Raw genomic sequence first — 26,332 nt, forward strand, 5'->3', positions numbered from 1 at the left:
TCGCGGGCATGCGCCCGCGACGCACCCACCACCGAACTCAGCGATACGCCTCCACCGGCACACAAGCACAGAACAAATTCCTGTCCCCATACACGTTGTCCACCCGGTTCACCGCCGGCCAGTACTTATGCTGGCGCGCATGAGCACTGGGTGCCACTGCCTGCTCCAGGCTATACGGCCTGTCCCACACCCCCAGTACATCCGCCAGGGTATGCGGCGCATGTTTGAGCGGGTTGTTCTCCGCCGGCCAGTTGCCCTCCTGCACCTCGGCAATTTCCGCCCGAATCGCCAGCATGGCCTCGACAAACCGGTCCAGCTCGGCCTTCGATTCACTTTCGGTCGGCTCCACCATCAGCGTGCCCGGCACCGGGAACGACATGGTCGGCGCATGGAAGCCATAGTCCATAAGGCGCTTGGCGACATCCTCCTCGCTGATGCCGGTCAGGGCCTTCAACGGCCGCAGGTCGAGGATGCACTCATGCGCCACACGCTGGTTTCGCCCGCGATAGAGCACCGGGAAAGCACCTCCCAGCTGGCTGGCCAGGTAGTTGGCCGAGAGAATCGCTACCTCGCTGGCATCGGCCAGCTGCGGGCCCATCATGGCGATATACATCCAGCTGATCGGCAAAATGCTTGCGCTGCCCCAGGGCGCGGCACTGACCGCGCTGTTGTTCGGGTCCAACCCCGGCACCGGCACCACAGGGTGGCTGGCGACGAACGGCGTAAGGTGCGCGCGAATACCAATCGGCCCCATGCCCGGGCCGCCGCCGCCATGGGGGATGCAGAAGGTCTTGTGCAGGTTCATGTGCGAAACATCGGCCCCAATGTCCGCCGGGCGCGCCAAGCCCACCTGGGCATTGAGGTTGGCACCGTCCATGTACACCTGGCCGCCGTGCTGGTGCACCACCTCGCAAATTTCGCGTATGCCCTCTTCGTACACGCCATGGGTCGAGGGGTAGGTGATCATCAGGCACGACAGGCGCTCCCCCGCCGCGTGGGCTTTGGCCTTGAGGTCGGCCAGGTCGACGTTGCCATCGTTGTCGCAATCGACGATGACCACTTCCATGCCAGCCATCTGCGCTGACGCCGGGTTGGTACCGTGCGCTGACGACGGGATCAGGCACAACGTGCGCTGCGGCTGGTGACGGCTGCGGTGGTAGCGGGTTATCGCCATCAGGCCGGCGTACTCGCCCTGAGCACCGGAGTTGGGCTGCATGCAGATGGCATCGAAGCCTGTGATCGCGCACAGCCAGCTTTCCAGCTCGTCGATCATCGCCTTGTACCCGCTGGCCTGGGACGCTGGGGCAAACGGATGCAGGTGAGCGAAACCGGGCCAGGTGATGGGTATCATCTCGCTGGTGGCGTTGAGTTTCATGGTGCAGGAGCCCAGCGGGATCATCGACTGGTTAAGCGCCAGGTCCTTGTTCTCCAGCTGCTTGAGGTAGCGCAGCATCTCGGTTTCGCTGTGGTGTAGGTTGAATACCGGGTGGGCAAGCAAGGGGGTGCGCCGTACCAGGCTGGCGGGAATGCCTTCAGGCAGGGCCAACTGGTCGAGGGCGGCGATTTCCAGGCCGTGATCCACGCCTAGGAAAATATCGAGCAGGCGCAGCACCGTATGCTCGTTGCACGTTTCATCCAGGCTCACGCCCAAATGCCCGCGCCCTAGAATGCGCAGGTTGATGTGCGCCGCTTCGGCGCTTTCGATGATGGCCGCCTGCGCCCCGCCAACATCCAGGGTAAGGGTGTCGAAGAAGTGCTGGTTGAGCCGCTTGATGCCTTTGGCCTCAAGGCCGGCGGCCAGGATGAAGGTCAGCCGGTGCACGCGCTGGGCGATGCGTTGCAGGCCTTCCGGGCCGTGGTACACCGCGTAGAAGCCGGCAATGTTGGCCAGCAGCACCTGGGCCGTGCAGATGTTGGAGTTGGCCTTCTCGCGGCGGATATGCTGCTCGCGGGTTTGCAGGGCCATACGCAATGCCGTGTTACCACGGGCGTCGCGCGATACGCCGATGATGCGCCCCGGCATGGCCCGTTTGTAGTCGTCGCGGCAGGCGAAATAGGCCGCGTGGGGCCCGCCGTAGCCCATCGGCACACCAAAGCGCTGGGTCGAGCCCAGCACCACATCGGCACCCAGTTCCCCCGGTGGCGCCAGCACCACCAGGCTGAGCAGGTCGGCCGCCACGCAGGCCAGGGCCTGTTGGCTGTGCAACTGGTCGATCAGCGGGCGCAAGTCGCGCACTTCGCCATGGGTGTCGGGGTACTGCAGCAAAGCGCCGAACACCGCGTGATTGGCAAGGTTATCCACAGCATCGACGATCAGCTCGAAGCCGAAGCCCTCGGCGCGGGTCTTGAGTACCGACAGGGTCTGCGGGTGGCAGTGTTCGTCGGCGAAGAACGCGTTGCTCTTGTTGCGCGCCACCCGCTTGGCCAGGGCCATGGCCTCGGCGGCGGCGGTGGCTTCATCGAGCAGCGAGGCATTGGCCAGGGCCAGGCCGGTGAGGTCGATGACCATCTGCTGGAAGTTCAGCAGCGCCTCGAGCCGGCCCTGGGCAATTTCCGGTTGGTAGGGCGTGTAGGCGGTGTACCAGCCGGGGTTTTCCAGCACGTTGCGCAGGATGACCGTGGGGGTGATGGTGCCGTGGTAGCCCATGCCGATCAGGCTGGTCCACACCTGGTTCTGTTCGGCGTAACCGGCGAGCTTGGCCAGGGCGGCCTGTTCGTCCAGCGCCGCCGGCAGGTCGAGGGGGCGATTGAGGCGGATGTCAGGCGGTACGGTCTGCTCGATCAGCTCGTTGCGGCTGGCGACGCCCAGCACCTTGAGCATGGCCTGCTGCTCGGCGGCATCGGGGCCCAGGTGGCGACGCAGGAAAGGGTTGAGCTCTTGCAGTTGATGCAGGGATGGCGACTGGGACATGACGACGCTCTCTTCCTAGACCGGGTCTCATGGAGACTTACAAGTCTAGGAAGGGATTGCCGATTCTGCGGGGAAACTTGCTCACAGGCCTGGCCTCTTCGCGGCTAAAGCCGCGAAGCAGGCGACGCGGTGTTACTCGCCGATAGCTGCTGCGTAACCAGCAGCGTCCAGCAGCTTGTCCAGCTCGGCCTTGTCGCTTGGCTTCAGTTTGAAGATCCACGCGCCGTACGGTTCTTCGTTGAGCTGCTCTGGGCTGTCGGCCAGTTCTTCGTTGACGGCAATCACTTCGCCACCGATCGGGGCGTAGATGTCCGAAGCGGCCTTGACCGACTCGACCACGCCGGCAGCGTCGCCAGCGGCGAATACCTTGCCGACTTCGGCCAACTCGACGAACACCACGTCACCCAAGGCTTGCTGGGCGTGGTCGCTGATACCCACGGTCACGCTGCCGTCGGCTTCCAGGCGAGCCCATTCATGGCTTTCGGCAAAACGCAGGTCGGCGGGGATATTGCTCATGTCTTGAATTCCTCGATTGGCTCAGCGGTACGCCCGCCGGTTGATAATTGTTCAGATCAGGATCTTGCCGTGGCGCACGAAGGTCGGTTTGACCACCCGCACCGGGTACCATTTGCCGCGAATTTCCACCTCGGCCCGGTCACCGGTCGCCATGGGTACGCGCGCCAGGGCAATGGACTTGCTCAGCGTAGGTGAGAAACTACCACTGGTGATCTCCCCTTCGCCAATCCCGGCTACGCGCACCACCTGGTGGGCACGCAGCACGCCGCGCTCTTCCAGCACCAGACCGACCAGTTTCTCCTGCACACCGCGCTCGATTTCCGCCAACAGGCCGGCACGGCCGATGAAGTCGCGCTCGGCGGGCTCCCAGGCGATGCTCCAGCCCAGGTTGGAAGTGAGCGGAGTGTGGTTTTCGTCGATGTCCTGGCCGTACAGGTTCATGCCGGCTTCCAGGCGCAACGTATCGCGGGCGCCAAGGCCGCTCGGGGCAATGCCGGCGCCGACCAGGTCGTTGAAGAAGGCCACTGCTTGATCGCCTGGAAAGATGATCTCCAGGCCGTCTTCACCGGTGTACCCGGTGCGGGCAATGAACCAGTCACCTTCGGCGACGCCTTCGAACGGGCGCAGTTCACGAATCAGGGCCGCGCGTGCAGGGCTGAGCAAAGCGGCGACCTTTTCGCGGGCATGCGGCCCCTGGATGGCGAGGATGGCCAGGTCGGGACGGGGCTGGAAGTTCACGGCGAAACCGGCCCGCTGCTGCTCTAACCAGTCGAGCACTTTGGCTCGGGTGGCGGCATTGGTGACCAGGCGGTAGCCGTTTTCCATGCGGTAGACGAGCAAGTCGTCGATTACCCCACCCTGCTCGTGGAGCAGCGGGCTGTACAGTGCCTTGCCGACGTCGTCGAGGCGGGCCACGTCGTTGGCCAGCAAACGCTGCAGCCAAGCGGTGGCATCGGTGCCGTCGACATCGATCACGGTCATATGGGAAACATCGAAGACGCCGCAGTCGCTGCGCACCTGATGGTGCTCCTCGACCTGCGAGCCATAGTGCAGGGGCATGTCCCAGCCACCGAAATCGACCGTCTTGGCGCCTAGCGCCAGGTGCAGGTCATACAAAAGCGTGCGCTGTCCCATGGGTTTCTCCTTCCGGGCGTGGCGAAGCGGCGGCGGTCGATGACGTGGGTCGTCAGCTCTTGTTGTAAGTACCCGCCGCGCGAATGCCGCGCATTGTAGCCGCAAGGTCGCCAGCTGGCACCCTCAGTGACTGTGACCGGGTCGACGTGCCGAGCGGCGGATCAGGCCGATGACCGGCAACAGGCCCACCAGCACCAGCGTCAATGCTGGCAGCGAGGCACGCGCCCACTCGCCCTCGCTGGTCATCTCGAATACCCGCACGGCGAGGGTGTCCCAGCCGAACGGTCGCATCAGCAAGGTGGCCGGCATTTCCTTGAGCACGTCGACGAACACCAACAATGCCGCGCTTAGGGCACCGGGTACCAGCAGCGGCAGATACACCTTGAAAAACAATCTTGCGCCACCGACACCGAGGCTTCGAGAGGCTTCGGGCAGTGACGGGCGAATGCGTTCCAGGCTGCTCTCCAGTGGCCCGTAAGCCACTGCGATGAAGCGCACCAGGTAGGCCAGCAGCAACGCCGAAAGGCTGCCTAGCAGCAGCGGCTTGCCGGCCCCGCCCAGCCAGCTGGACAGCGGGATGACCAGGTGGTTGTCGAGGTAACTGAAGGCCAGCATGATCGACACCGCCAACACCGAACCGGGCAAGGCATACCCCAGGTTGGCCAGGCCAACCCCGGCGCGAATACCGCCGGTCGGCGCCTGGCGCCGGGCAAAGGCCAGCAGCAGTGCCACGCATACCGTGACCAGCGCCGCCATGCCGCCCAGGTACAGGGTGTGCAGCACCAGGCCGACATAACGCTCGTCCAGGTCATGCCGACCGCGCTGCCAGAACCACACCAACAGTTGCAGCAGTGGGATGACAAAAGCGCAGGCGAACACCAGCAGGCACCAACCACTTGCCAGCAACGCCTTGACCCCACGCAGGTGATACAGCGCCTGCGCGCGCGGCCGTTCGTTGCCACTGCGGCTAGCACCGCGCGCGCGGCGCTCGCCGTACAGCACCAGCATGACGGCCAACAGCAGCAGGCTGGCCAGTTGGGCTGCGCTGGACAAGCTGAAGAAGCCGTACCAGGTCTTGTAGATGGCGGTGGTGAAGGTGTCGAAGTTGAACACCGCCACCGCACCGAAATCGGCCAGGGTTTCCATCAGTGCCAACGCGATGCCGGCGCCGATCGCCGGTCGCGCCATGGGCAGGGCCACACGCCAGAATGCCTGCAGGGGCGACAGCCCGAGCACCCGCGCCGCCTCCATCAGGCCCTTGCCTTGGGCCAGGAACGCCGTGCGTGCCAGCAAGTAGACATAGGGGTAGAACACCAGCACCAAAACGATGATCACCCCGCCGGTGGAACGCACCCGAGGCAGGCGCATTGGCCCGAACACTTCACGCAGGGCGCTTTGCACCGGCCCGGCGAAGTCCAGCAGGCCGACGAAGACGAACGCCAGTACATAGGCCGGGATGGCGAACGGCAGCATCAGCGCCCAGTCCAGCCAGCGCCGACCGGGGAACTCGCAGAGGCTGGTGAGCCAGGCGAGGCTGACGCCCAGCACGGTGACGCCGATGCCTACACCCACCACCAGCGTCAGGGTATTGCCGAGCAGGCGAGTCATCTGGGTGTCGAGCAGGTGCGACCAGATCTGCAGATCAATCGATTGCCAGGACAGCAGCAGCACGCTCAGGGGCAGCAGCACCAGGGCGGCGATCGTGGAGACCGGGAGGTACCAGCGGCGTTGGGGGATGTGGGGCAAGGCTGAAATCTCGAGTGCGATGGCGACCGCTGCGCGGTCGTTCGCGGGTGAACCCGCTCCCACAGGGACCGCGCCATCATCAAGACTTGCGCTGTACCTGTGGGAACGGGTTCACCCGCGAAGAAGCCCTGAAAGGCCTCGGAAGGATAAAGCCTGACGCTTAGTTGTAGCCAGCGCGATCCATCAAGCGAATGGCTTCAGCCTGGCGCTTGCCGGCAATTTCCACCGGAATGCTGTCAGCCTTGAAGCTGCCCCATGCCGCCACTTCATCCGAAGGCTTGACCTTCGGGTTGGCCGGGAACTCCTGGTTGATGTCGGCGAACAGCTTCTGCGCTTCTTCACCCGTCATCCATTCCACCAGCTTTTTCGCGGCTTCCGGGTGCGGTGCATGCTTGGTCAGGCCAATACCCGACAGGTTCACGTGCACCCCACGATCACCCTGGTTGGGCCAGAAGATCTTCACCGGCAGGTTCGGGTTCTGCTTGTGCAGGCGGCCGTAGTAGTAGGTGTTGACCACACCCACGTCACACTGGCCGGCCTCGATGGCCTGGATCACCGCGTTGTCGTCGGAGAACACATCGGTGGACAGGTTGTTGACCCAGCCTTTGACGACTTGCTCGGTCTTCGCCTCACCGTGGGTTTCGATCAGGGTGGCGGTCAGCGACTGGTTGTACACTTTCTTCGCGGTGCGCAGGCACAGGCGGCCTTCCCACTGCTTGTCAGCCAGGGCTTCGTAGGTGCTCAACTCCTCGGGTTTGACCCGCTCGGTGGAGTAGATGATGGTGCGAGCGCGCAGGCTCAGGCCGGTCCAGTCATGGGACGAGGCGCGGTACTGCGGCGGAATGTTCTGGTCGATGATGTCGGACTTGATTGGCTGCAGAATGCCCATCTGCTCGGCCTGCCACAGGTTGCCGGCATCGACGGTCAGCAGCAGGTCGGCCACGCCGTTGTCGCCCTCGGCCTTGATGCGCTGCATCAGCGGGGCTTCCTTGTCGGTGATGAACTTGATCTTGACCCCGGTCTTGGCGGTATACGCATCGAACACCGGCTTGATCAGCTCGTCGATGCGCGAGGAGTACACCACCACTTCGTCCGCTGCTTGGGCGGTGCCGCCGAACAGGGTCAGGGCCAGAGCGGCCAGTAGGGGCTTGCGTGGCAACATGTGAAGCACTCCTCGGATCGTTTGAGAGGTGCAAATGGTAGTGAATCCCATTTTCTGGCTCATCTACCTAGCCGTTACCGGATGTTGCAGAGGGGGCTGCTGCGCAGCCCATCGCGACGCAAGGCCGCTCCTACAGGGCCCGAGTGACCTCTGGCCTTGTGATATCCCTGTAGGAGCGGCCTTGTGTCGCGATGGGCCGCAAAGCGGCCCCAGCAATCTCAAGCCTTGGCCAAATCCGGCAGGTCCCCACTCAAACCCAGCGCCTGGCGCACAAACACCGCCTTGGCCTCCGGCATCTTCTCCACCAGTTTCAACCCACTATTTCGCAACCAGCGCAACGGCAGCGGATCAGCCTGGAACAACCGTTCGAACCCTTCCATGGCCGCCATCAACGCCAGGTTGTGCGGCATGCGCCGCCGCTCGTAACGGCTCAACACCTTCACATCCGCCAACCGCTCGCCACGCTCGCAAGCATTGACCAGCACCTCGGCCAGCACCGCGGCATCCAGGAAGCCCAGGTTCACACCCTGCCCCGCCAATGGGTGGATGGTGTGCGCAGCGTCGCCGATCAAGGCCAGGCCCTCATCCACATAGCGCTTGGCGTGACGCTGGCGCAGCGGCACGCACACCCGAGGGTCGGCCTGCAGCACATGGCCCAGGCGCCCCTCGAAGGCACGTTCCAGGGCCTGCAGGAAGGCCGCTTCATCCAGCGCCATCAACTGCTCGGCATGTTCCGGGGTAGTCGACCACACAATCGAGCACCAATCCTGCTGGCCATCGCGGACCAACGGCAGGAAAGCCAACGGCCCCTCATCGGTGAAGCGCTGCCAGGCCGTACCCTGGTGCCCGGCACTGCAGCGCACACTGGTGACGATGGCATGGTGTAGATAATCCCACTCGCGGGTTTCGCAGCCAGCCAGGCGCCGCACCGCCGAATTGGCGCCGTCGGCGGCGATCACCAGCGGAGCACGCAGTTGCCGGCCATCGGCCAGGGTCAGCAGCCACTCATCGCCAGAGCGGCGCAATTGCTCCAGCCGCGCATTGGCCAGCAGGCCGATGTCGCTGTCATGCAGGCGCTCCAGCAGGCCATCCTGCACCACCCGGTTCTCGACGATATGGCCGAGCACCTGGGCATGCACGCTGGCCGCCGAGAAGTGAATCTGCCCGGTTCCACTGCCATCCCACACCTGCATGTCGGTGTACGGCGTGGCACGCCGCTGGGCAATGCCTTCCCAGGCGCCAAGGCGCTCGAGGATGCGCTGGCTGGCCGCCGACAGCGCGCTGACACGCGGCTCGAACGGGGCCTGGGCGTCGAAGGGTTTGACCGTCAGCGGGCCACCATCGACCAACAGGATTTGCAGGCCACTGTGGCGCAACGCCAGGGCCAGGGCGCTGCCGACCATACCGGCACCGACAATCAACAGATCTGCGCGCATTTCCATGCCTTACGCCTGCCTCGCTTGCGGCTTGAGCCGCACGTATAGGGTTTTATCGACCCGCGCCACCAGCTCGCCGGCACCATCGCGGATATCGACCTGCAAACGCGGCAGGCACTTCTTGCCGGTGGCGGTCTGCTGGCGGATGTCGGCCAGCAGCGCATCATCGACGTGGAATTCGGCATACACCGGGCCTTTGCCCGGCGAGATGAAATCGATGCTGGCGGCCTTGTCCCAGACGATGTAGTCGCGCCCCAGCTGCTCGATCAACAACAGCATGTAGAACGGGTCGACCATGGCATACAGGCTGCCACCGAACTGGGTACCGACGTAATTGCGGTTCCAGCGCGTCAGTTTCATCGCCACCTTGACGCTGCGCAGGTCCGGGCTGATGTGCTGCACACGGATACCGGCGCCCAGGTACGGTGGGTAAAGGTTCAGCAGCCAGCGCAGCATGCGCGCCCGTCGTGCCAGTTTACGCGGGTTGCTCATGCCTGGCCCCGCGAATCAGGGCGGGTGCCCAGGCCCATGGCCTGGCGGGCGAACCAGCTTTTTGCCGGTGGCAACAGGTCGAGCCCGAGCAGGCCAAGGTTGCGCCCGGCGGCCAGCAGCGGCTGGTTGCTGCCGAACAGGCGGGTGACCTGGTCGGAGAAGCCAATGGTCATGGCCTGGTCCAGGCGCTGGCGCTGGTGATAAGCCTGCAGCGTGGTCAGGTCGCCAGGCTGCTGCGGGCCGGCCAGCAACGCTTCGGCCAGCGACTGCACGTCACGCAGCGACAGGTTGAAGCCTTGGCCGGCGATGGGGTGCAGGCTGTGCGCTGCATTGCCCAGCACCACCAGGTGCGGCCGTACCTGCTCCTGGGCCTCGATCAACGACAGCGGGTAGAGGTGCCGTGCGCCCACCTGGCGCAGCGCGCCCAGGCGATAGCCGAACACTCCCTGCAGCTCGCGCAGGAAGCTGCGCTCGTCGATGTCAGCCAGACGCCGTGCATCCATGCCCTGACGGGTCCACACCAATGCGCAGCGGTTTTCCGGCAGCGGCAGCAGGGCCATGGGGCCCTCTTCGGTGAAGCGCTCGAAAGCCTGGCCACCGTGGGCTTCACCCGGGGTGATGTTGGCGATCAACGCACTCTGCTGGTAAGGCGTGTGGCGCACATGGATACCCAGCTGCTCGCGCAGGCCGGAGCGGCCACCGTCGGCCAGTACCGCCAGGTCGCATTCCAGTTGGGTGTCATCGTTGAGCCGCAGGCGGTAACCGCCTTCGATGGCCTGCATCGCGGTCACTTCCGCCGGGCAGCGCCAGCTCACCACCTCGCTGTCCAGCCCTTGCCACAGGCACTGCCCGAGCCAGGCGTTCTCCACCACGTAACCCAGCGCCGGGACTCCCTCTTCCAGGGCATCCAGGCGGGTGGCGCCAAAGCGGCCACGGTCGGATACGTGAATCTGCCGGATCGGCTCGGCGCGGCGGCCGATGGCTTGCCACAGGCCAAGTTGTTGATAGATCTGCTGGGTGCCGAATGACAACGCCGACGAGCGCGCATCGTAGCTGGGCTGAAAGCTGTCGCCGGGGGCGAACGGCTCGATCAGCAGGATCTTCCAGCCACGCGCCTTGGCCCCTGCCTGCAGCGCCAAGGCCAGGCTTGCACCCACCAGGCCACCACCGATGATCGCCAGGTTTACCCGGTTCATGCCGCGTCCTTGCGGGCGGCCTGCATCAGCGCCTCGATCTCGGCAACCGTGCGCGGCACGCCCGAAGTCAGGATTTCACAACCTTGCCTGGTCACCACCACGTCGTCCTCGATCCTTACCCCAATGCCGCGCCACTTCTTGGCCACGGCCTGATTGTCGGCGCCAATGTAGATCCCCGGCTCCACGGTCAGCGCCATGCCGGGTTCCAGCACCCGCCATTCGCCGCCCACCTTGTAGTCGCCCACGTCGTGCACATCCATGCCCAACCAGTGCCCGGCGCGGTGCATGTAGAAGGCGCGATAGGCCTCGCTGTCGATCAGCGCCTGCACATCCCCTTCCAGCAAGCCCAGCTCCACCAGGCCAGCGGTGATCACCCGTACGGTCGCCTCATGGGCGTGGTTCCAGTGCTTGCCGGGGGCGATTTCGGCGAACGCCGCCGCCTGGGCCTTGAGCACCAGCTCGTAGATGGCCTTCTGTTCGGGCGAAAAACGCCCGCTGACCGGGAAGGTGCGAGTGATGTCACTGGCGTAGCAGTCGATTTCGCAGCCAGCGTCAATCAATACCAGGTCGCCATCCTTGAGCGGCGCGTCGTTCTGCTGATAGTGCAGGATGCAGCCATTGCGCCCGGCCGCGACGATTGAGCCGTAGGCCGGCATCTTCGCCCCGCCCTTGCGGAATTCGTAGTCCAGCTCGGCTTCCAGGCTGTATTCGTGCAGCCCGGCCCGGCAGGCCTGCATGGCCCGCACATGGGCCCGCGCCGAAATGTCTGCGGCCGCGCGCATCACCTTCACTTCCGCCGCCGATTTATACAGGCGCATGTCGTGCAGCAGATGATCCAGCGCAACGAACTCGTTCGGTGGCTGGGCGCCCAGGCGTGCCTTGGAGCGGATCACGTTGATCCAGTCCATCAGCCGGCGGTCGAATTCGGGGTTGCTGCCCATGGCGCTGTAGACCCGCTCACGGCCTTCGATCAGGCCCGGCAAGATCTCATCGATGTCGGTAATGGGGAAGGCATCGTCGGCGCCGAAATCGCCCACCGCGCCTTCCTGGCCGGCCCGCAGGCCGTCCCACAGCTCGCGCTCGGGGTTGCGTTCACGGCAGAACAGTACATATTCGCCATGCTCGCGCCCCGGTATCAGCGCAATCACCGCTTCGGGCTCCGGGAAGCCGCTGAGGTACTGGAAGTCGCTGTCCTGGCGGTACACGTGCTCGACATCACGGTTGCGGATGGCAACCGCAGCGGCGGGCAGAATGGCGATGCTGTTGGGGACCATCTGCGCCATCAGCGCCTTGCGCCGACGGGCATACTCGGCCTTGGGTATGTGGCTCATGGGCAGACTTCCCCCGGTTGATCAGTGCAGCGATGGCTTGGGCGCGGGTGCGGCCGGCTTGGCCAGCTCGGAGAACAGCAACAGAGGTGCCACGCGCAGGTACTCCATGACTTCCATGTAGTCGCTCTCGCCGTCTTCGGACTCTTCGAGGGCTTCTTGTACCTGGGAAATGGCCACCAGGTCCTGCAGCACATCCTTGGCCTCGTCGGACAGGTCCTTGCCACCGGCATTCAGGCCGAAACCGGTAATGAAGCCTTGGCACCACTGGCCCAGCGCGGTGGCGCGGTCGCTCAGGGCAGCGTCGTCGGAAGGCAGCAGCAGGACGATGGCCATGTCGTCGCTGTTCAGCTCGCCCTTGACCATTTCCTGCAGGCCGATCAGGGCGTTGCGCACGGTGTCACCCGGCTCGGTTTCCAGCAGTTGGGCGGCATCGGCCAGCCAGGCATCGGCATCGAAGCCGGCGCCGGCACAGCTGCGGCCGATCAGCAGGCCGTGCAGTTCGGCAGGGGTGACAGGGTGGCCATTACTGGAAAGCAGCATGGCGAAGGCGATGTAGGGCGATTGAGTATTGGGCATGGGCAGCTAGGCGCCAGACGGCGCAATGACTAGAATGGAGACCTTGTATCCTAGCACCGGCAGGCGCGCCAAGACCATCGGCACTGGCCGTTGCCGCCCAGGGAGAGGCATCATCGCCAGGTGACTCAACGACGGAGCGAATCGAGTGCAACCCACGCAAGAGAACGACCTGCAGGCACTGATGAGCCGATTCGAGTTGCTGATCGAACGCGTCGAGCAACTAAAACGGCAAAATGCACTCCTATTAGCGCAGGAAAAATCCTGGCGCGAAGAGCGCGCCCACCTCATCGAAAAAAACGAGATCGCCAAGCGCAAAGTCGAGTCGATGATTTTACGCCTCAAGGCTCTGGAGCAAGACTCATGAGTTCAAGCAATAGCGTCACCGTGCAGATCCTCGACAAGGAGTACTCGATCATCTGCCCGCCGGAAGAGCGCAACAACCTGGTCAGCGCCGCGCGCTACCTGGACGGCAAGATGCGCGAGATCCGCAGCAGCGGCAAGGTGATCGGTGCCGACCGCATCGCGGTAATGGCGGCGTTGAACATTACCCACGAAATGCTGCACCGCCAGGAAGATCGCAACGACGCGCCGGTCACCGGCACCAACCGCGAACAGGTGCGCGACCTGCTGGATCGGGTAGACAAGGCTTTGTCCGACGACACGGATACCAAAATCGGCTGAGATTGGTATACTGGCGCCACTCCCTGGGGGATGCGCCAGTCGGTTATGTCCCTGAGCCGATACGCACAACCACGGGGGTTGCACGCTGGGGCCGGTGTGCATGTCCGCCCGACGGAAAGCCTTAACGCCCCCTGCAATCTCCACCTTGAACTTTCGGGTTCAAGGGCTACACCGATAGCGGTCTTATCGGGGAGCCTGAATTCTCTTGCCCGCCCCCCGGCGGGCAATTCGTTTTGGCCGACCGCCCAGAGGTTGGCCAGCACACCTGGGATAGCTCGTGCCATGACCGACACTGCGCCGCTCACCCGTCCCCAGCTCCGTCGTCTGCTTCGCAATGCCCGCCGCGCCCTTACCCCTGCCCAGCAACGCCAGGCCACCCTCGGCCTGTACCGCCAGCTGGCGCAACACCCCTTGTTCCGCCGCGCACGCCACATTGCCTTGTACCTGCCCAACGACAGCGAAATCGACCCCTGCCTACTGCTGCGCGAAGCCCAGCGTCGCGGCAAGCGCACCTACCTGCCGGTGTTGCACGCCTGGCCGCGCACGCGCATGGTGTTCCAGCGCTTCGAGCAGGGTGAAAAGCTCAAGCCCAACCGCTTCCGTATTCCCGAGCCGGTCACTGACCGCAAACGCCAACGGCCGATCTGGGCGCTGGACCTGATCCTGCTGCCGCTGGTCGGTTTTGATGAAGTGGGCGGGCGCCTGGGCATGGGCGGTGGCTTTTATGATCGCAGCCTGGCCTACCAGGCGCGTCGGCAGACCTGGAAAAAACCGTTGCTGTTGGGGCTGGCGCATGAATGCCAGAAGGTCGAGCGGCTGGCGCAGGCCAGCTGGGATGTACCGCTGCAGGGCACGGTCTCGGACCGTGGCTGGTACCTGGCGCCGCGTTGAGCGGCACCAGCGGGGGCATCAACGTTGCGGCTGGCCGGCGTCGACCGGCATCTGATAGGCGTTGTCCAGCTTGCGCTCCCAGAACCCTTGCGCATAACCGGTCGTGACCACACCCAGGCCAAAAATGAACACCAGGATCCACAGCAGATCCGGCTTTTTACGTTGATTCATCGAAGATTGCCCCCCAGGCAAACTGTTCAGTGCTCGGCGGTTTTCTGGGCACCGCCGGCGCATAGCGCTTTAAACGGGGCGCATTTTCCGACAACCTGCGTCCACACGCAAACCTTGACGCCAACCGGCTGTCGGTTTCGTGCAACAGGTTATTTCAAACCTTTTCAGGAGCAGCATCCATGGCCTACTGGCTGATGAAATCCGAGCCCGACGAACTTTCCATCGAAGCCCTCGGCCGCCTGGGCGAAGCGCGCTGGGACGGCGTGCGCAACTATCAGGCGCGTAATTTTCTGCGGGCCATGAGCGAGGGTGACGAGTTTTTCTTCTATCACTCCAGTTGCCCGCAGCCGGGCATCGCCGGCATTGCCAGAATTACCCGCGCGGCCTATCCGGACCCGACCGCGCTGGACCCGCAAAGCCACTATTACGATGCCAAGGCCACCGCCGACAAAAACCCGTGGAGCGCGGTGGATGTAGCCCATGTGCAAACCCTGCCACGGGTGCTGGAACTGGGCTGGCTGAAACAGCAGGCCGGCCTGGCCGAGTTGCCACTGGTGCAAAAAGGCAGCCGCCTGTCGGTAATGCCGGTAACGCCCGAACAATGGGCGGTGATTGTCGCGTTGCGCCAAATGTGTAGCTAAGGTCAAGGGTTTGACCGATATCAACACGCCACCCGTGGCCGCAGGCCATGATGTGCTGTGCATGACCGCAAGGATGCAGAACGATGAACCGATACGCCCCCAGAATTTTCGCCACCGCGCTAATCGCCCTGCTCGCCGCAGCTGGCGGGCTGGGGTACTGGAAGTCGCTCCACGACCAGTTGCCCGAAGGCCTGAGCATGGGCAACGGCCGCCTTGAAGCCACCGAAGTACAAATCGCCAGCAAAATCCCAGGCCGCCTGGCCGAAGTGCTGGTCGACGAAGGTGACAAGGTCACCCGCGGCCAACTGCTGGCGCGTATCGACACCCGCACCATGGAAGCCCAACGCAGCCAGGCCGAAGCCGAAGTGCTGCGCGCCCGGGAGAACTACGCCGCCGCCCAGGCCAGCGTGCAACTGCGCCAGAGCGAACTGCTGCTGGCCAGCCAGGAGCTCAAGCGCGTGCGCGAGATCTTCCAGCGCAAGTACGCCAGCCAACAGTTGCTCGATCAACAGCAGGCGCGCTTCGACACGGCCAACGCAGCGGTAGTCGCCGCCCGCGCCCAGCTTGCAGCGATCAAGGCCGCCATCGGCGCCGCCGAAGCCCAGGTGGCCCAGCTCACCAGTGAAATCGACGACAGCAGCCTGCGAGCGCCCATCGACGGCATCATCCAGCTGCGCCTGGCCGAACCCGGTGAGGTGCTGGGTGCCGGCGGCCGAGTGCTGATGCTGATCGACCCCAGCGACCAGTACATGAACCTGTACCTGCCGGCCTCCACCAGCGGCCAGCTGACCGTGGGCGACCAGGCGCGCATCGTGCTCGACGCCCTGCCCGAACGCGCCCTGCCGGCCAAAGTGGCTTTTGTCGCAGCCAAGGCCCAGTTCACGCCCAAACAGGTGGAGACCCGCGACGAGCGGCAAAAGCTGGTGTTCAGGGTCAAACTCCGCCTGACCGACCCAGGTGTCGTGCCACAGGCTAAACCTGGCATGCCAGGCGCCGGCTATGTGCGCACGGCCGAGGTGGACTGGCCGGCCAACCTGCAATGAACGCCCCGGCACTGCTGGCCGATGGCATCAGCCACCGCTACGGCGACCTGACGGCCCTGCATACCCTGGGTTTCAGCCTGCCTGCGGGCACCCGCTGCGCGCTGATTGGCCCAGATGGCGCCGGCAAGTCCACTCTGCTGGGGTTGATCGCCGGCGTCAAACGCCTGCAGCAGGGTGAACTGCAGGTTCTGGGCGGCTCGATCCGCCAACGGCGCCATCGCGCAGCGCTGTACCCGAAAGTGGCATTCATGCCGCAGGGACTAGGCAACAACCTGTACCCAGAGCTGTCGATCAGCGAGAACATCCGCTTTTTCGCCACGCTGTTCGGCCTGGGCCGCCGCGAATGCGAGCAGCGCATGGCCAACTTGCTGCAGGCCACCGACCTGCAGCGCTTTGCCGAGCGCCCGGCCGGCAAGCTGTCGGGCGGCATGAAGCAGAAGCTGGGCTTGTGCTGCGCGCTGATCCACGAACCAGACCTGCTGATCCTCGACGAGCCGACCACCGGCGTCGACCCGCTGTCGCGGCGGCGTTTCTGGGAACTGGTCGAACAGGTTCGCGCGCAGCGCCCGCAACTGACCCTGCTGGTGGCCACCGCCTACATGGAAGAAGCCGAACAGTTCGAGCATTGCCTGATGCTCGATGGCGGCCGCCTGCTGGCCGCAGGCGCCAGCCACGAACTGGCCGCAGTCACCCCCAGTGGCAAACTGGACGACGCCTTCACCCACTACCAGGGCGCGGGCAAGGCGCAGCATCAACCCCTGAGCATTCCACCGCGCCAGGCCACGGATGGCCCGGTCGCCATCGAGGCGCACGACCTGACCCTGCGCTTTGGCGACTTCACAGCGGTGAACAAGGTCAGTTTCGCCATTGGCCGTGGGGAGATCTTCGGCTTCCTCGGCTCCAACGGCTGCGGCAAGACCACCACCATGAAAGTGCTCACCGGCCTGATGCCTGCCAGCGAGGGCAGCGCCAGCCTGCTGGGGCGCCCGGTGGATGCCAGTGACCTGGCCACGCGCAAGCGGGTCGGCTTCATGTCACAGAGCTTCTCGCTGTATGGCGAGCTCAGCACCCGGCAGAACCTGGCCCTCCATGCCCGCCTGTTCGACTTGCCCAAAGCCCAGAGCGCCCAGCGCATCGATGAGCTGATAAATCGCTTCGACCTCGCCGCCATCGCCGACCAACCGTCTGGCGCACTGCCCCTTGGCCTGCGCCAGCGCCTGTCGCTGGCCGTGGCGGTGTTGCATCGCCCTGAAGTGCTGATCCTCGACGAACCGACTTCCGGCGTCGACCCGGCCGCCCGCGACGACTTCTGGCGCCTGCTGGTAGAGCTGTCCCGCGAGCAAGGCGTGACCATTTTCCTCTCCACCCACTTCATGAACGAAGCCCAGCGCTGCGACCGTATTTCGCTGATGCACGCCGGGCGGGTACTGGCCTGCGACACGCCGGAGGCCTTGCAGCGCCAGTACCAGGGCGAAACCCTGGAGGACGCTTTCGTGCGGTGCCTGGAACAAGCCCAGGAGCTCGCGCCGCAAACCACGGATAACACCGTACTGGAGCAAGCAGCTTCGCCTGCCCCACCACTGCGCCAAGGCTTCAGCCTGCGCCGCCTGCTGGCGGTGGCCAGCCGAGAAGGCAAGGAACTGCTGCGCGACAAGGTACGCCTGGCCTTCGCCTTGCTGGGTGCACTGTTCATGATGGTGATTTTCGGCTACGGCATTTCACTGGATGTAGAAAACCTTGCCTTCGCCGTGCACGACCAGGATCAAAGCCCGCAAAGCCGCGCCTACCTCGAAGCCTTCCGAGGCTCACGCTATTTCGCCGAACAGGCGCCGATCCGCGACAGCCGCGAACTGCATCAGCGGCTGCAGCGCTCGGAAATCAAACTGGCACTGGAGATTCCGCCCGGTTTTGGCCGCGACCTGTACGCCGGGCGTCAACCGGTGGTGGCCGCCTGGCTCGACGGCGGCATGCCGTTCCGCGCCGAAACCAGCCGCAACTACGTGGAAGCCGTGCACCAGGCCAACCTGGAGCAACTGGCCAAGGCCAGCCCACAGCCGCAGCCGCGCCAGGACCTGGTGCGCCTGGAAACGCGTTTTCGCTACAACCAGGACGTGGTCAGCGTGAATGCCATCGGCCCGGGCGTGATGGCGCTGATCCTGGCCTTCATACCGGCCATGCTCACTGCACTGGGCATCGTTCGCGAGAAGGAGCTGGGCTCCATCACCAACTTCTACGCCACACCCCTCACCCGCCTGGAGTTCCTGCTGGGCAAGCAGATGCCCTACCTGGCGGTAAGCCTGGTCAACCTGGCGCTGCTGGTGGCGATGAACCGCTGGCTGTTCGCCGTGCCGCTCAAGGGCAGTGTGCTGGCCCTGGCCTGTGGTGGCGTGGCCTACCTGCTGGCCACCACCAGCCTGGGCCTGCTGATTTCAGCATTCACCCGCACCCAGATCGCCGCCATTCTCGGCACCATGATCATTACCAGCCTGCCGACCATCCAGTTTTCCGGGCTGATCGTGCCACGCTCGTCGCTGGACGGCGCGGCGGCGGTGATGGGCCAGCTGTTCCCGGCGGGCTACTTCCTCGACATCGCGGTCGGCACCTTCACCAAGGCGCTGGGCCTGCGCGAGCTGTGGCCGCAGTGCCTGATCCTGTTGGGCTTCTTTGCCGCATTCACCGGCCTGAGCCTGGCCATGCTGAAGAAGCAGGAGGCCTGACATGTCGCGCCTGAACCACACCCTGCGCCTAGGCCTGAAAGAACTGACCAGCCTGCGTCATGACAGCGTACTGCTGCTGTTCCTGCTGTATGCCTTCAGCGTGGCGATCTACATGCCGGCCGCCGGCTCGGTGATCGGTGTGCACAACGCCAGCGTCGCGGTGGTGGACGAAGACCACAGCCTGCTCTCGCGCAAGCTCAGTGAAGCCCTGCAACCACCGGAGTTTCAACCTGCCGTTCCGCTGACCGCGCAACACCTGGACCAGGCCATGGACAGCGGCCAGTACACCTTCGTGATCAACGTACCGGTGAATTTCCAGAGTGACCTGCTGGCCGGGCGCTCGCCGGAGCTGCAGATAAACGTCGATGCCACGGCCATGAGCCAGGCGTTCATGGGCGCCGGCTACATCGGCCGCATCTTCGAGCGCGAGCTGCTCGACTACAGCCAGCGGGGCAACGTGCAAAGCCCGGTGCTGATCAACCCCAAGGCGCTGTTCAACCCCAACCTGGAGGGCGGTTGGTTCCTGGCGGTGATCCAGATCGTCAACAACATCACCATCCTGGCAATCATCCTCACCGGCACCGCGCTGCTGCGCGAGCGTGAGCACGGCACCCTCGACCACCTGCTGGTGCTGCCACTGACCGCGCTGGAGATCATGCTGGCCAAGATCGGCAGCAACGCCCTGGTGGTGGTGATATGCACCTGGATTTCGTTGGTGGTGGTAGTGAAAGGCGCGCTGGGCGTGCCGTTGTCCGGCTCGATGGGGTTGTTCCTGGCCGTGACCGCGCTGTACCTGTTCGCCAGTACGGCGCTGGGTATCTTCCTCGCCACCCTGGCACGCTCGACGCCGCAGTTCGGCCTGCTGGCGATCCCGGTGATCATCCCGATGCTGTTGCTGTCCGGCGGCAGCACACCGCTGGACAGCATGCCGCAGTGGCTGCAGTGGGTGATGCAGGGGTCGCCGTCGACGCATTTCGTCAGCCTGGGGGCCGCGATCCTGTTCCGCGATGCCGGGTGGGCGGTGGTGTGGCCGGATATCCTGGCACTGGCGCTGATCGGCCTGGTATTTTTCAGCGTGGCGCTTTCGCGGTTCCGTCGCAGCCTGGCGTCCTGACCCTGTGGGAGCGGGCGAGCCCGCGAAGCAGGCAGCGCGGTGAATGGCACCGGCTTCGCCGGTGTTCGCGGGCTCGCCCGCTCCCACAGTTGATCACTGCACGATCAGGTTGTTGAACAGCAAGTCTTCAACAATCGGCTTGCCCTCTTCCGCTTCCAGCACCTGCTGCACTTGTTTCAGCGCTTCTTGGCGAAGGTGCTCCTTGGCCTCGACGTTGCTCATGCTGTCCACCGTCTGCTGGGTGAACAGTGCCACCAGCTGATTACGGATCAATGGCTCGTGGTGCTGCACCGCCTTGGCTGCTTCGTCGCCGGTCACGCGCAGGGCCACGTCGGCCTTGTACACCCGCAGCCGCGGGCCGCCGTCGAGGGCATAGTTGCCGACAAAGGGCGGGCTCAGGCTGATGTAGGCGACCTTGGGCGCCCCTTCCTTGGCTTCTTCGGCCATGGCCGCAGCCGGCAGCAGCAACGCCAGCACCATCAAGATCAACGCTTTCACGAATTCGCTCCTCAATACAGTTGGCGCCAGCTTACCCAGCACACCGCTCAAACCCAAGCCCGGGCTTATGCCGGCCCATCAGGGCAGGCCATGCTCGTTGACCCGGCAAGCGGCCCTCCTACACTTATCGGCCATTACCCGCAAAGGAATAGCCCCGATGAAAGCCGTGTTGTGCAAAACCCTGGGTCCGGCGCGCGATCTGGTACTGGAAGACGTGGCCAGCCCGCAGCCGAAGAAAAACGAGATCCTGCTGGACGTGCAGGCTGCCGGGGTCAACTTCCCCGACACGCTGATCATCGAAGGCAAGTACCAGTTCCAACCTCCACTACCGTTCTCCCCTGGCGGCGAAGCGGCGGGGGTGGTGGCTGCAGTCGGGGAAAAGGCTGGCACGTTCAAGGTGGGCGACCGGGTCATGGCGCTGACCGGCTGGGGTGCGTTCGCCGAGCAGGTGGCGGTGCCTTTCTACAACGTGCTGCCGATCCCGGCGAGCATGGACTTCACCACCGCTGCGGCGTTCGGCATGACCTACGGCACCTCGATGCACGCCCTGCGTCAGCGCGGTCAGTTACAAGCAGGCGAGACCTTGCTGGTGCTGGGCGCTTCCGGTGGGGTCGGGCTGGCGGCGGTGGAAATCGGCAAGGCCATGGGCGCGCGAGTGATCGCGGCAGCCAGCAGTGCCGAGAAACTGGCCGTGGCCAAAGCGGCCGGGGCGGATGAGCTGATCGACTACAGCCAGGCCAGCCTGCGCGAAGAAATCAAGCGCCTGACCGGCGGCCAGGGGGTCGACGTGATCTACGACCCGGTCGGTGGCGAGCTATTCGAGCAAGCGGTACGCGGGTTGGCCTGGAATGGCCGGCTGCTGGTGGTGGGTTTTGCCAGCGGCAGCATTCCCCAGCTGGCGGCCAACCTGGTACTGCTCAAGGGTGCGGCGGTGCTGGGGGTGTTCTGGGGCGCGTTTGCCCAGCGCCAGCCGCAGGATAATGCAGCCAACTTCAAGCAGCTGTTTGCCTGGCATGCCGAGGGCAAGTTGAAGCCATTGGTGTCGCAGACTTATCCACTGGCCGAGGCTGGGGCCGCCATCGAGAAGCTGGGGCAGCGCCAGGCTGTGGGTAAGTTGGTGGTGTTGGCCAAGTAAGGCAGTTCAGGCCTCTTCGCAGAAAAACCCGCGAAGAGGCCGGTAGAGGTTGTTCACACTTCGCGCAGGTTATGGCAACGCCGGAACCGCGCCTCCAGGTTGCGATCGGGCATCTGGTGGCTGCGCAAGGCATTCAACGTCTGCTCCACATAGTCGCGCGTGGTGCCATAACGCCCCTTGGCACTGGCCAGAATCTGGCTGAGCAAGGTATCCGGCAGATTCCCCGCATAACAGGGTAAATGCCGCTCCAGCACAAAGCCCAATGCCTGCACCTTGCTGCCATCGCCCAACCGGCAGCTAAGCCAGTGCGGCCGGTAGGCCGGGTACGGCATCTCCCGTTGCCATAGGGCCATCAGCGAGTCATCCAGGCTGCTTTCATCCAGCCGATAGGCAAAGCCGCTGCAGGAGCCACCACGGTCCAGGCCAAACACCAGCCCAGGGGTTTCCGGGGTGCCACGGTGTTCGTGCGACCACAGGTACAAGCCCCGGTGATAACCATGCACCCGCGCGCGCTGACGTTCCACCGAATTGCACTCGGGGCGCCAAATCAACGAACCATAAGCGAACAGCCACACAGGCCCGCCCTGATGCCGAGACATGGTCGTCTTCATGGAGTTGAACAACTGATCGTGAGTATGTTGCTGACCGAAGTCGAGTGCCGGAGGATATGAAACTTCCCAGGACATACTTTCAAGTGCCGACATAAGCTGCCGCCATTATCCCTGTGAACTACGGATGTAGCGAAATTCGATTACGCTGCAGCCCCAGGCCGCTTTACCCGGGGCGCTTGCAGTAACCATAGGCCAGAATTGCAGGAATACTCAAGCCCTCGCGTCAGTGTTTCATGCGCGGTTCCGACGACTGGGAAATACTGTTTCAGCCACTGTGAAAGTTAATGGCCAAGGCGGTAACAATTACCGCCTTATACCCATACTTGCAAACTTTGGTTATTAACCACGTGGCGCGTAGGCAAACACATCGGCACGCATGCGGTGCGCATCCATACCGGCCTCGACCAGGGCGTCGAGGGTGGCGTAGATCATGTTCGGCGAACCGCTGGCATACACATGCACGCTGTTGAGGTCGTCAATGTCTTCGCAAACCGCTTCATGCAACATGCCGCAACGGCCTTCCCAGCCGCACAGGTCGCTGACCACCTGGTGCAGGAACAGGTTAGGCAGGCGCTGCCATTCGTCCCAGTGCTCGATCTGATAGAAGTCTTCGGGCCGGCGCACGCCCCAGTACAGGTGTACCGGGTGCTTGAAGCCATTGGCTCGGCAATGCTCGAGCAGGCTGTGCATCTGGCCCATGCCGGTACCGGCGGCAATCAGCACCAACGGCCCGTCGGGCAACTCGGCCAGGTGGGTGTCGCCAAACGGCATTTCGATACGTGCCAGACCGTCACGCTTGAGTTGCTCGATCAGTTGCTGTGCGCTGGGCTCTCGCGCCAGCACGTGCAGCTCCAGCTCACGCCCGGCGTGGGGGGCGGAGGCCAGCGAAAAAGCGGCCTGCTTGCCACCCTCACGCTCGATCATCAGGTACTGCCCGGCGTGGTAGCGCGGTGGCTTGCCGGCCGGCGCGCGCAAACGCACCCGCCAGACGTCGCCACCAACGTCGACGCATTCGCTGACGCTGCACGCCAGCTTGCGCACCGGCAGCTCGCCCAAGGCGAGCACACCATCCCAGAGCAACACGCAATCCTCCAGCGGTTCGGCAATGCAGGTGAACAACTCGCCATGGTCGCGGACTTCGCCTTCCTGGCGTACCCGGCCTTCGACCAATAACGCGGCGCAGACATGGCAATTGCCATTGCGGCAGCTGTTCGGGCAGTCATAGCCCAGCCGCCGCGCTCCATCCAGGATCCGTTCCCCGGGTTCGAGCGCCAGCACCGCCCCGGACGGCTGCAACGTTACCTGCATCAATCTATTCCCAACTGATCCCACAGCTCATCGATACGGCGGGTGACGGCTTCGTCCTTGACGATAACCCGTCCCCATTCGCGTGTAGTCTCGCCCGGCCACTTGTGCGTGGCGTCCAGGCCCATCTTCGACCCCAGGCCCGATACCGGCGACGCGAAGTCCAGGTAGTCGATCGGCGTGTTGTCGATCATCACCGTATCACGCTTGGGGTCCATGCGCGTGGTAATGGCCCAGATCACATCGTTCCAGTCGCGGGCGTTGATATCGTCATCGGTGACAATAACGAACTTGGTGTACATGAACTGTCGCAGGAACGACCACACACCCAGCATTACGCGCTTGGCATGGCCCGGATACTGCTTTTTCATGGTCACCACCGCCATGCGGTACGAGCAGCCTTCCGGCGGCAGGTAGAAATCGGTGATTTCCGGGAACTGCTTTTGCAGGATCGGCACGAACACTTCGTTCAGTGCCACACCGAGAATCGCCGGCTCATCTGGCGGCCGACCGGTGTAGGTGCTGTGGTAGATCGGTTTGTGCCGGTGGGTGATGCGCTCGACAGTGAACACCGGGAAGCTGTCCACTTCGTTGTAGTAGCCGGTGTGGTCGCCATAGGGGCCTTCCGGGGCCATTTCGCCTGGGTGGATCACGCCTTCCAGAATGATTTCGGCGGTGGCCGGTACCTGCAGGTTGCTGCCGCGGCACTTGACCAGCTCGGTGCGATTGCCGCGCAGCAGGCCGGCAAAGGCGTACTCGGAGAGGGTGTCCGGCACCGGGGTCACGGCACCGAGGATGGTCGCCGGGTCAGCGCCCAGGGCCACGGCGACCGGGAACGGCTGGCCGGGGTTCTTCTCGCACCACTCACGGTAATCCAAGGCACCGCCACGGTGGCTCAGCCAGCGCATGATGACCTTGTTGCGGCCGATCACCTGCTGGCGGTAGATGCCCAGGTTCTGGCGGTCCTTGTTCGGGCCACGGGTCACGGTAAGGCCCCAGGTGATCAGCGGCGCCACGTCGCCTGGCCAGCAGTGCTGAATCGGCAGAGCGCCGAGGTCGACATCGTCACCCTCGACCACCACTTCCTGGCACACCGCGTCCTTGACCACTTTCGGCGCCATCGACACGACCTTCTTGAAGATCGGCAGCTTCGACCAGGCGTCCTTCAGGCCCTTGGGCGGCTCGGGCTCCTTGAGGAAGGCCAGCAGCTTGCCGATTTCCCGCAGCTCATCGACCGACTCGGCGCCCATGCCCATGGCCACCCGCTCCGGGGTGCCGAACAGGTTGCCCAGCACCGGGATGTCGAAACCGGTGGGCTTTTCGAACAGCAACGCCGGGCCTTTGGCACGCAGGGTGCGGTCGCAGACCTCGGTCATTTCCAGGACGGGGGAGATCGGAACCTGGATGCGCTTGAGCTCGCCGCGCTGTTCCAGGCCACGGATGAAGTCGCGCAAGTCGCGATACTGCATGCAGGAGCCTCGTGTTGGCCGTATCGGTCGGGGGTGCAGAGTGTAGCGCCGATAGGGCCGCAATAGCCAAAATACAGATAGCAAAAAGCCGGGTTTCCCCGGCCTTTGCGTGGTACGACGATCTTACTTGCGCTTCATCGACAGGAAGAACTCGTCGTTGGTCTTGGTCTGCTTGAGCTTGTCGACCAAGAACTCGATGGCGGCGATTTCGTCCATCGGGTGCAGCAGCTTGCGCAGGATCCACATGCGCTGCAGTTCGTCGTCGGCAGTCAGCAACTCTTCGCGGCGGGTACCGGAGCGGTTGATGTTGATGGCCGGGAACACACGCTTCTCGGCGATGCGGCGGTCCAGCGGCAGCTCCATATTGCCGGTGCCCTTGAACTCTTCGTAGATCACTTCGTCCATCTTCGAGCCGGTTTCGACCAGCGCGGTGGCGATGATGGTCAGCGAGCCGCCTTCCTCGATGTTACGCGCAGCACCGAAGAAACGCTTCGGCTTCTCCAGGGCGTGGGCATCGACACCACCGGTCAGCACCTTGCCGGAGCTCGGGATCACGGTGTTGTAGGCACGCGCCAGACGGGTGATGGAGTCCAGCAGAATGACCACGTCCTTCTTGTGCTCGACCAGGCGCTTGGCCTTCTCGATCACCATTTCGGCAACCTGCACGTGGCGGGTTGGCGGCTCGTCGAAGGTGGAAGCAACCACTTCGCCGCGCACGGTGCGCTGCATTTCGGTCACTTCTTCCGGGCGCTCGTCGATCAGCAGGACGATCAGGTGGCACTCGGGATTGTTACGGGTGATGTTGGCCGCGATGTTCTGCAGCATGATCGTCTTGCCCGCTTTTGGCGGGGCAACGATCAGGCCGCGCTGGCCTTTGCCGATCGGGGCGCACAGGTCGATGACACGGCCGGTCAAGTCTTCGGTGGAGCCGTTGCCGGCCTCCATCTTCAAGCGCTTGTTCGGGAACAGCGGCGTCAGGTTTTCGAACAGGATCTTGTTCTTCGCGTTTTCCGGGCGGTCGAAGTTGATGGTATCGACCTTCAGCAGGGCGAAGTAACGCTCCCCTTCCTTCGGTGGGCGGATCTTGCCGACGATGGTGTCGCCGGTACGCAGGTTGAAACGGCGGATCTGGCTGGGCGAGACGTAGATATCGTCTGGGCCGGCCAGGTAGGACGCATCAGCCGAACGCAGGAAACCGAAACCATCCTGGAGAATCTCCAGCACGCCGTCACCCGAGATCTCTTCGCCGCTTTTCGCATGCTTCTTCAGCAGGGCGAAAATCACGTCCTGTTTGCGCGAACGGGCCATGTTTTCGATGCCCATCTGTTCGGCCATTTCCAAAAGATCGGTAATCGGCTTTTGCTTGAGTTCAGTCAGGTTCATAAGGGGAGTGACGTAATCATGTAAGAAGGGAGAATTAAGCTTCTGGCTTAATGAGGCCGCGCCGCTAGATGGCGACAGGATCGCGTACTGATTCGAATTAGGGATGCTTCGGCGACGGCGTGTAGAGGGCACTGGAAAAGCAGTGCGAGGCCGAATGTAACACTTGCTTTTTT

Annotated in this window: 24 protein-coding genes and 1 other RNA gene; 9 read left to right on the forward strand and 16 right to left on the reverse strand. The window is 63.9% G+C overall.

The genetic code is table 11. The annotated features are described in order from the left end of the window. Positions 1-37 precede the first annotated feature (37 nt). The 10 genes from gcvP to Q9451_RS30310 form a co-directional block, all read right to left on the reverse strand. Positions 38-2,911, reverse strand: coding sequence for an aminomethyl-transferring glycine dehydrogenase (gene gcvP, locus Q9451_RS30265; protein ID WP_012274746.1), 2,874 nt, complete (start codon positions 2,909-2,911; stop codon positions 38-40). Between the two features lie 132 nt (positions 2,912-3,043). Further along, a complete protein-coding gene (gene gcvH / locus Q9451_RS30270) occupies positions 3,044-3,427 on the reverse strand; it encodes a glycine cleavage system protein GcvH (protein WP_012274747.1) in 384 nt (127 codons plus the stop codon). A gap of 51 nt (positions 3,428-3,478) precedes the next feature. Further along, positions 3,479-4,561 carry a glycine cleavage system aminomethyltransferase GcvT gene (gene gcvT, locus Q9451_RS30275; RefSeq protein ID WP_012274748.1) on the reverse strand — a complete coding sequence of 361 codons (1,083 nt, stop codon included), beginning with the start codon at positions 4,559-4,561 and terminating at the stop codon, positions 3,479-3,481. Between the two features lie 123 nt (positions 4,562-4,684). Next, complete coding sequence (locus tag Q9451_RS30280; RefSeq protein ID WP_012274749.1) at positions 4,685-6,307, reverse strand: iron ABC transporter permease; 1,623 nt, start codon at positions 6,305-6,307, stop codon at positions 4,685-4,687. A 160-nt stretch (positions 6,308-6,467) separates the two neighbouring features. Beyond that, positions 6,468-7,469 carry an extracellular solute-binding protein gene (locus tag Q9451_RS30285; protein WP_012274750.1) on the reverse strand — a complete coding sequence of 334 codons (1,002 nt, stop codon included), beginning with the start codon at positions 7,467-7,469 and terminating at the stop codon, positions 6,468-6,470. A 218-nt stretch (positions 7,470-7,687) separates the two neighbouring features. Further along, complete coding sequence (locus Q9451_RS30290; protein ID WP_171577245.1) at positions 7,688-8,905, reverse strand: 2-octaprenyl-3-methyl-6-methoxy-1,4-benzoquinol hydroxylase; 1,218 nt, start codon at positions 8,903-8,905, stop codon at positions 7,688-7,690. 9 nt (positions 8,906-8,914) lie between these two features. Continuing rightward, positions 8,915-9,397, reverse strand: a complete 483-nt coding sequence (locus tag Q9451_RS30295; protein WP_012274752.1) for a DUF4442 domain-containing protein — start codon at positions 9,395-9,397, stop codon at positions 8,915-8,917. Further along, positions 9,394-10,593 carry a 2-octaprenyl-6-methoxyphenyl hydroxylase gene (gene ubiH / locus Q9451_RS30300; protein WP_012274753.1) on the reverse strand — a complete coding sequence of 400 codons (1,200 nt, stop codon included), beginning with the start codon at positions 10,591-10,593 and terminating at the stop codon, positions 9,394-9,396. Before ubiH ends, Q9451_RS30295 begins: the two co-directional genes overlap by 4 nt. Next, positions 10,590-11,924, reverse strand: a complete 1,335-nt coding sequence (pepP, locus tag Q9451_RS30305) for a Xaa-Pro aminopeptidase (RefSeq protein ID WP_012274754.1) — start codon at positions 11,922-11,924, stop codon at positions 10,590-10,592. Before pepP ends, ubiH begins: the two co-directional genes overlap by 4 nt. A 21-nt stretch (positions 11,925-11,945) precedes the next feature. Beyond that, entirely contained in the window at positions 11,946-12,500 is a 555-nt protein-coding gene (locus tag Q9451_RS30310) for a YecA family protein (protein ID WP_012274755.1), read from the reverse strand. 181 nt (positions 12,501-12,681) lie between these two features. Here Q9451_RS30310 and Q9451_RS30315 point away from each other — a divergent pair, with 181 nt between their 5' ends. From Q9451_RS30315 to Q9451_RS30330, 4 genes are all read left to right on the forward strand, one after another. Beyond that, positions 12,682-12,864, forward strand: coding sequence for a TIGR02449 family protein (locus tag Q9451_RS30315; protein ID WP_041166806.1), 183 nt, complete (start codon positions 12,682-12,684; stop codon positions 12,862-12,864). Then, a complete protein-coding gene (locus Q9451_RS30320; RefSeq protein WP_010955726.1) occupies positions 12,861-13,181 on the forward strand; it encodes a cell division protein ZapA in 321 nt (106 codons plus the stop codon). Before Q9451_RS30315 ends, Q9451_RS30320 begins: the two co-directional genes overlap by 4 nt. A 17-nt stretch (positions 13,182-13,198) precedes the next feature. Further along, positions 13,199-13,378: non-coding RNA, 6S RNA (gene ssrS / locus Q9451_RS30325), on the forward strand. A gap of 85 nt (positions 13,379-13,463) precedes the next feature. Further along, positions 13,464-14,072, forward strand: coding sequence for a 5-formyltetrahydrofolate cyclo-ligase (locus tag Q9451_RS30330; protein WP_060493202.1), 609 nt, complete (start codon positions 13,464-13,466; stop codon positions 14,070-14,072). Positions 14,073-14,090: 18 nt separating this feature from the next. Here the strand turns inward: Q9451_RS30330 and Q9451_RS30335 are convergent, their stop codons facing one another. After that, complete coding sequence (locus Q9451_RS30335; protein ID WP_012274758.1) at positions 14,091-14,243, reverse strand: hypothetical protein; 153 nt, start codon at positions 14,241-14,243, stop codon at positions 14,091-14,093. A gap of 179 nt (positions 14,244-14,422) precedes the next feature. Between Q9451_RS30335 and Q9451_RS30340 the strand changes: the two genes are divergently transcribed. The 4 genes from Q9451_RS30340 (at position 14,423) to Q9451_RS30355 (ending at position 19,758) form a co-directional block, all read left to right on the forward strand. Continuing rightward, the gene (locus tag Q9451_RS30340) at positions 14,423-14,884 is read left to right on the forward strand and encodes an EVE domain-containing protein (protein ID WP_012274759.1); all 462 of its coding nucleotides are present in this window, start codon (positions 14,423-14,425) and stop codon (positions 14,882-14,884) included. A gap of 83 nt (positions 14,885-14,967) precedes the next feature. Continuing rightward, positions 14,968-15,927: an HlyD family efflux transporter periplasmic adaptor subunit gene (locus Q9451_RS30345; protein WP_012274760.1), complete on the forward strand. Its 960-nt coding sequence runs from the start codon at positions 14,968-14,970 to the stop codon at positions 15,925-15,927. After that, complete coding sequence (gene rbbA / locus Q9451_RS30350; protein WP_012274761.1) at positions 15,924-18,644, forward strand: ribosome-associated ATPase/putative transporter RbbA; 2,721 nt, start codon at positions 15,924-15,926, stop codon at positions 18,642-18,644. Before Q9451_RS30345 ends, rbbA begins: the two co-directional genes overlap by 4 nt. A gap of 1 nt (position 18,645) precedes the next feature. Next, positions 18,646-19,758 (forward strand): ABC transporter permease, encoded by a 1,113-nt coding sequence (locus Q9451_RS30355; RefSeq protein WP_012274762.1) that lies wholly within the window; start codon positions 18,646-18,648, stop codon positions 19,756-19,758. Between the two features lie 93 nt (positions 19,759-19,851). Here the strand turns inward: Q9451_RS30355 and Q9451_RS30360 are convergent, their stop codons facing one another. Continuing rightward, a complete protein-coding gene (locus Q9451_RS30360) occupies positions 19,852-20,256 on the reverse strand; it encodes a flagellar basal body-associated protein FliL (RefSeq protein ID WP_012274763.1) in 405 nt (134 codons plus the stop codon). A 157-nt stretch (positions 20,257-20,413) separates the two neighbouring features. On the opposite strand from Q9451_RS30360, the gene Q9451_RS30365 reads away from it, so the two are divergent. Next, positions 20,414-21,391, forward strand: coding sequence for an NADPH:quinone oxidoreductase family protein (locus Q9451_RS30365; protein WP_012274764.1), 978 nt, complete (start codon positions 20,414-20,416; stop codon positions 21,389-21,391). A 53-nt stretch (positions 21,392-21,444) separates the two neighbouring features. Here Q9451_RS30365 and Q9451_RS30370 read toward each other — a convergent pair whose 3' ends face one another. The 4 genes from Q9451_RS30370 to rho form a co-directional block, all read right to left on the reverse strand. After that, positions 21,445-22,095 (reverse strand): gamma-glutamylcyclotransferase, encoded by a 651-nt coding sequence (locus Q9451_RS30370; protein WP_012274765.1) that lies wholly within the window; start codon positions 22,093-22,095, stop codon positions 21,445-21,447. A gap of 246 nt (positions 22,096-22,341) precedes the next feature. Next, entirely contained in the window at positions 22,342-23,310 is a 969-nt protein-coding gene (locus Q9451_RS30375) for a CDP-6-deoxy-delta-3,4-glucoseen reductase (protein ID WP_012274766.1), read from the reverse strand. Then, positions 23,310-24,776: a 4-hydroxy-3-polyprenylbenzoate decarboxylase gene (gene ubiD / locus Q9451_RS30380; RefSeq protein ID WP_012274767.1), complete on the reverse strand. Its 1,467-nt coding sequence runs from the start codon at positions 24,774-24,776 to the stop codon at positions 23,310-23,312. The genes Q9451_RS30375 and ubiD overlap by 1 nt, the downstream gene beginning before the upstream one ends. Positions 24,777-24,899: 123 nt before the next feature. Further along, positions 24,900-26,159, reverse strand: a complete 1,260-nt coding sequence (rho, locus tag Q9451_RS30385) for a transcription termination factor Rho (RefSeq protein WP_003253661.1) — start codon at positions 26,157-26,159, stop codon at positions 24,900-24,902. Positions 26,160-26,332: the final 173 nt, after the last annotated feature.

It is taken from the genome of Pseudomonas sp. NY8896 (assembly GCF_039634505.1).

Excerpts from the sequence above, each read along its gene's own strand:
- Q9451_RS30310 (WP_012274755.1), bottom strand. The coding sequence starts at position 12,500 with ATGCCCAATACTCAATCGCCCTACATCGCCTTCGCCATGCTGCTTTCC.
- gcvT (WP_012274748.1), bottom strand. The coding sequence starts at position 4,561 with ATGGGACAGCGCACGCTTTTGTATGACCTGCACCTGGCGCTAGGCGCC.
- Q9451_RS30340 (WP_012274759.1), top strand. The coding sequence starts at position 14,423 with ATGGCCTACTGGCTGATGAAATCCGAGCCCGACGAACTTTCCATCGAA.
- Q9451_RS30335 (WP_012274758.1), bottom strand. The coding sequence starts at position 14,243 with ATGAATCAACGTAAAAAGCCGGATCTGCTGTGGATCCTGGTGTTCATT.
- ubiH (WP_012274753.1), bottom strand. The coding sequence starts at position 10,593 with ATGAACCGGGTAAACCTGGCGATCATCGGTGGTGGCCTGGTGGGTGCA.
- rbbA (WP_012274761.1), top strand. The coding sequence starts at position 15,924 with ATGAACGCCCCGGCACTGCTGGCCGATGGCATCAGCCACCGCTACGGC.
- Q9451_RS30295 (WP_012274752.1), bottom strand. The coding sequence starts at position 9,397 with ATGAGCAACCCGCGTAAACTGGCACGACGGGCGCGCATGCTGCGCTGG.
- rho (WP_003253661.1), bottom strand. The coding sequence starts at position 26,159 with ATGAACCTGACTGAACTCAAGCAAAAGCCGATTACCGATCTTTTGGAA.
- pepP (WP_012274754.1), bottom strand. The coding sequence starts at position 11,924 with ATGAGCCACATACCCAAGGCCGAGTATGCCCGTCGGCGCAAGGCGCTG.
- ubiD (WP_012274767.1), bottom strand. The coding sequence starts at position 24,776 with ATGCAGTATCGCGACTTGCGCGACTTCATCCGTGGCCTGGAACAGCGC.
- Q9451_RS30370 (WP_012274765.1), bottom strand. The coding sequence starts at position 22,095 with ATGTCGGCACTTGAAAGTATGTCCTGGGAAGTTTCATATCCTCCGGCA.
- Q9451_RS30320 (WP_010955726.1), top strand. The coding sequence starts at position 12,861 with ATGAGTTCAAGCAATAGCGTCACCGTGCAGATCCTCGACAAGGAGTAC.
- gcvP (WP_012274746.1), bottom strand. The coding sequence starts at position 2,911 with ATGTCCCAGTCGCCATCCCTGCATCAACTGCAAGAGCTCAACCCTTTC.
- Q9451_RS30365 (WP_012274764.1), top strand. The coding sequence starts at position 20,414 with ATGAAAGCCGTGTTGTGCAAAACCCTGGGTCCGGCGCGCGATCTGGTA.
- Q9451_RS30375 (WP_012274766.1), bottom strand. The coding sequence starts at position 23,310 with ATGCAGGTAACGTTGCAGCCGTCCGGGGCGGTGCTGGCGCTCGAACCC.
- Q9451_RS30285 (WP_012274750.1), bottom strand. The coding sequence starts at position 7,469 with ATGTTGCCACGCAAGCCCCTACTGGCCGCTCTGGCCCTGACCCTGTTC.
- Q9451_RS30345 (WP_012274760.1), top strand. The coding sequence starts at position 14,968 with ATGAACCGATACGCCCCCAGAATTTTCGCCACCGCGCTAATCGCCCTG.
- Q9451_RS30355 (WP_012274762.1), top strand. The coding sequence starts at position 18,646 with ATGTCGCGCCTGAACCACACCCTGCGCCTAGGCCTGAAAGAACTGACC.
- gcvH (WP_012274747.1), bottom strand. The coding sequence starts at position 3,427 with ATGAGCAATATCCCCGCCGACCTGCGTTTTGCCGAAAGCCATGAATGG.
- Q9451_RS30330 (WP_060493202.1), top strand. The coding sequence starts at position 13,464 with ATGACCGACACTGCGCCGCTCACCCGTCCCCAGCTCCGTCGTCTGCTT.
- Q9451_RS30315 (WP_041166806.1), top strand. The coding sequence starts at position 12,682 with ATGAGCCGATTCGAGTTGCTGATCGAACGCGTCGAGCAACTAAAACGG.
- Q9451_RS30290 (WP_171577245.1), bottom strand. The coding sequence starts at position 8,905 with ATGCGCGCAGATCTGTTGATTGTCGGTGCCGGTATGGTCGGCAGCGCC.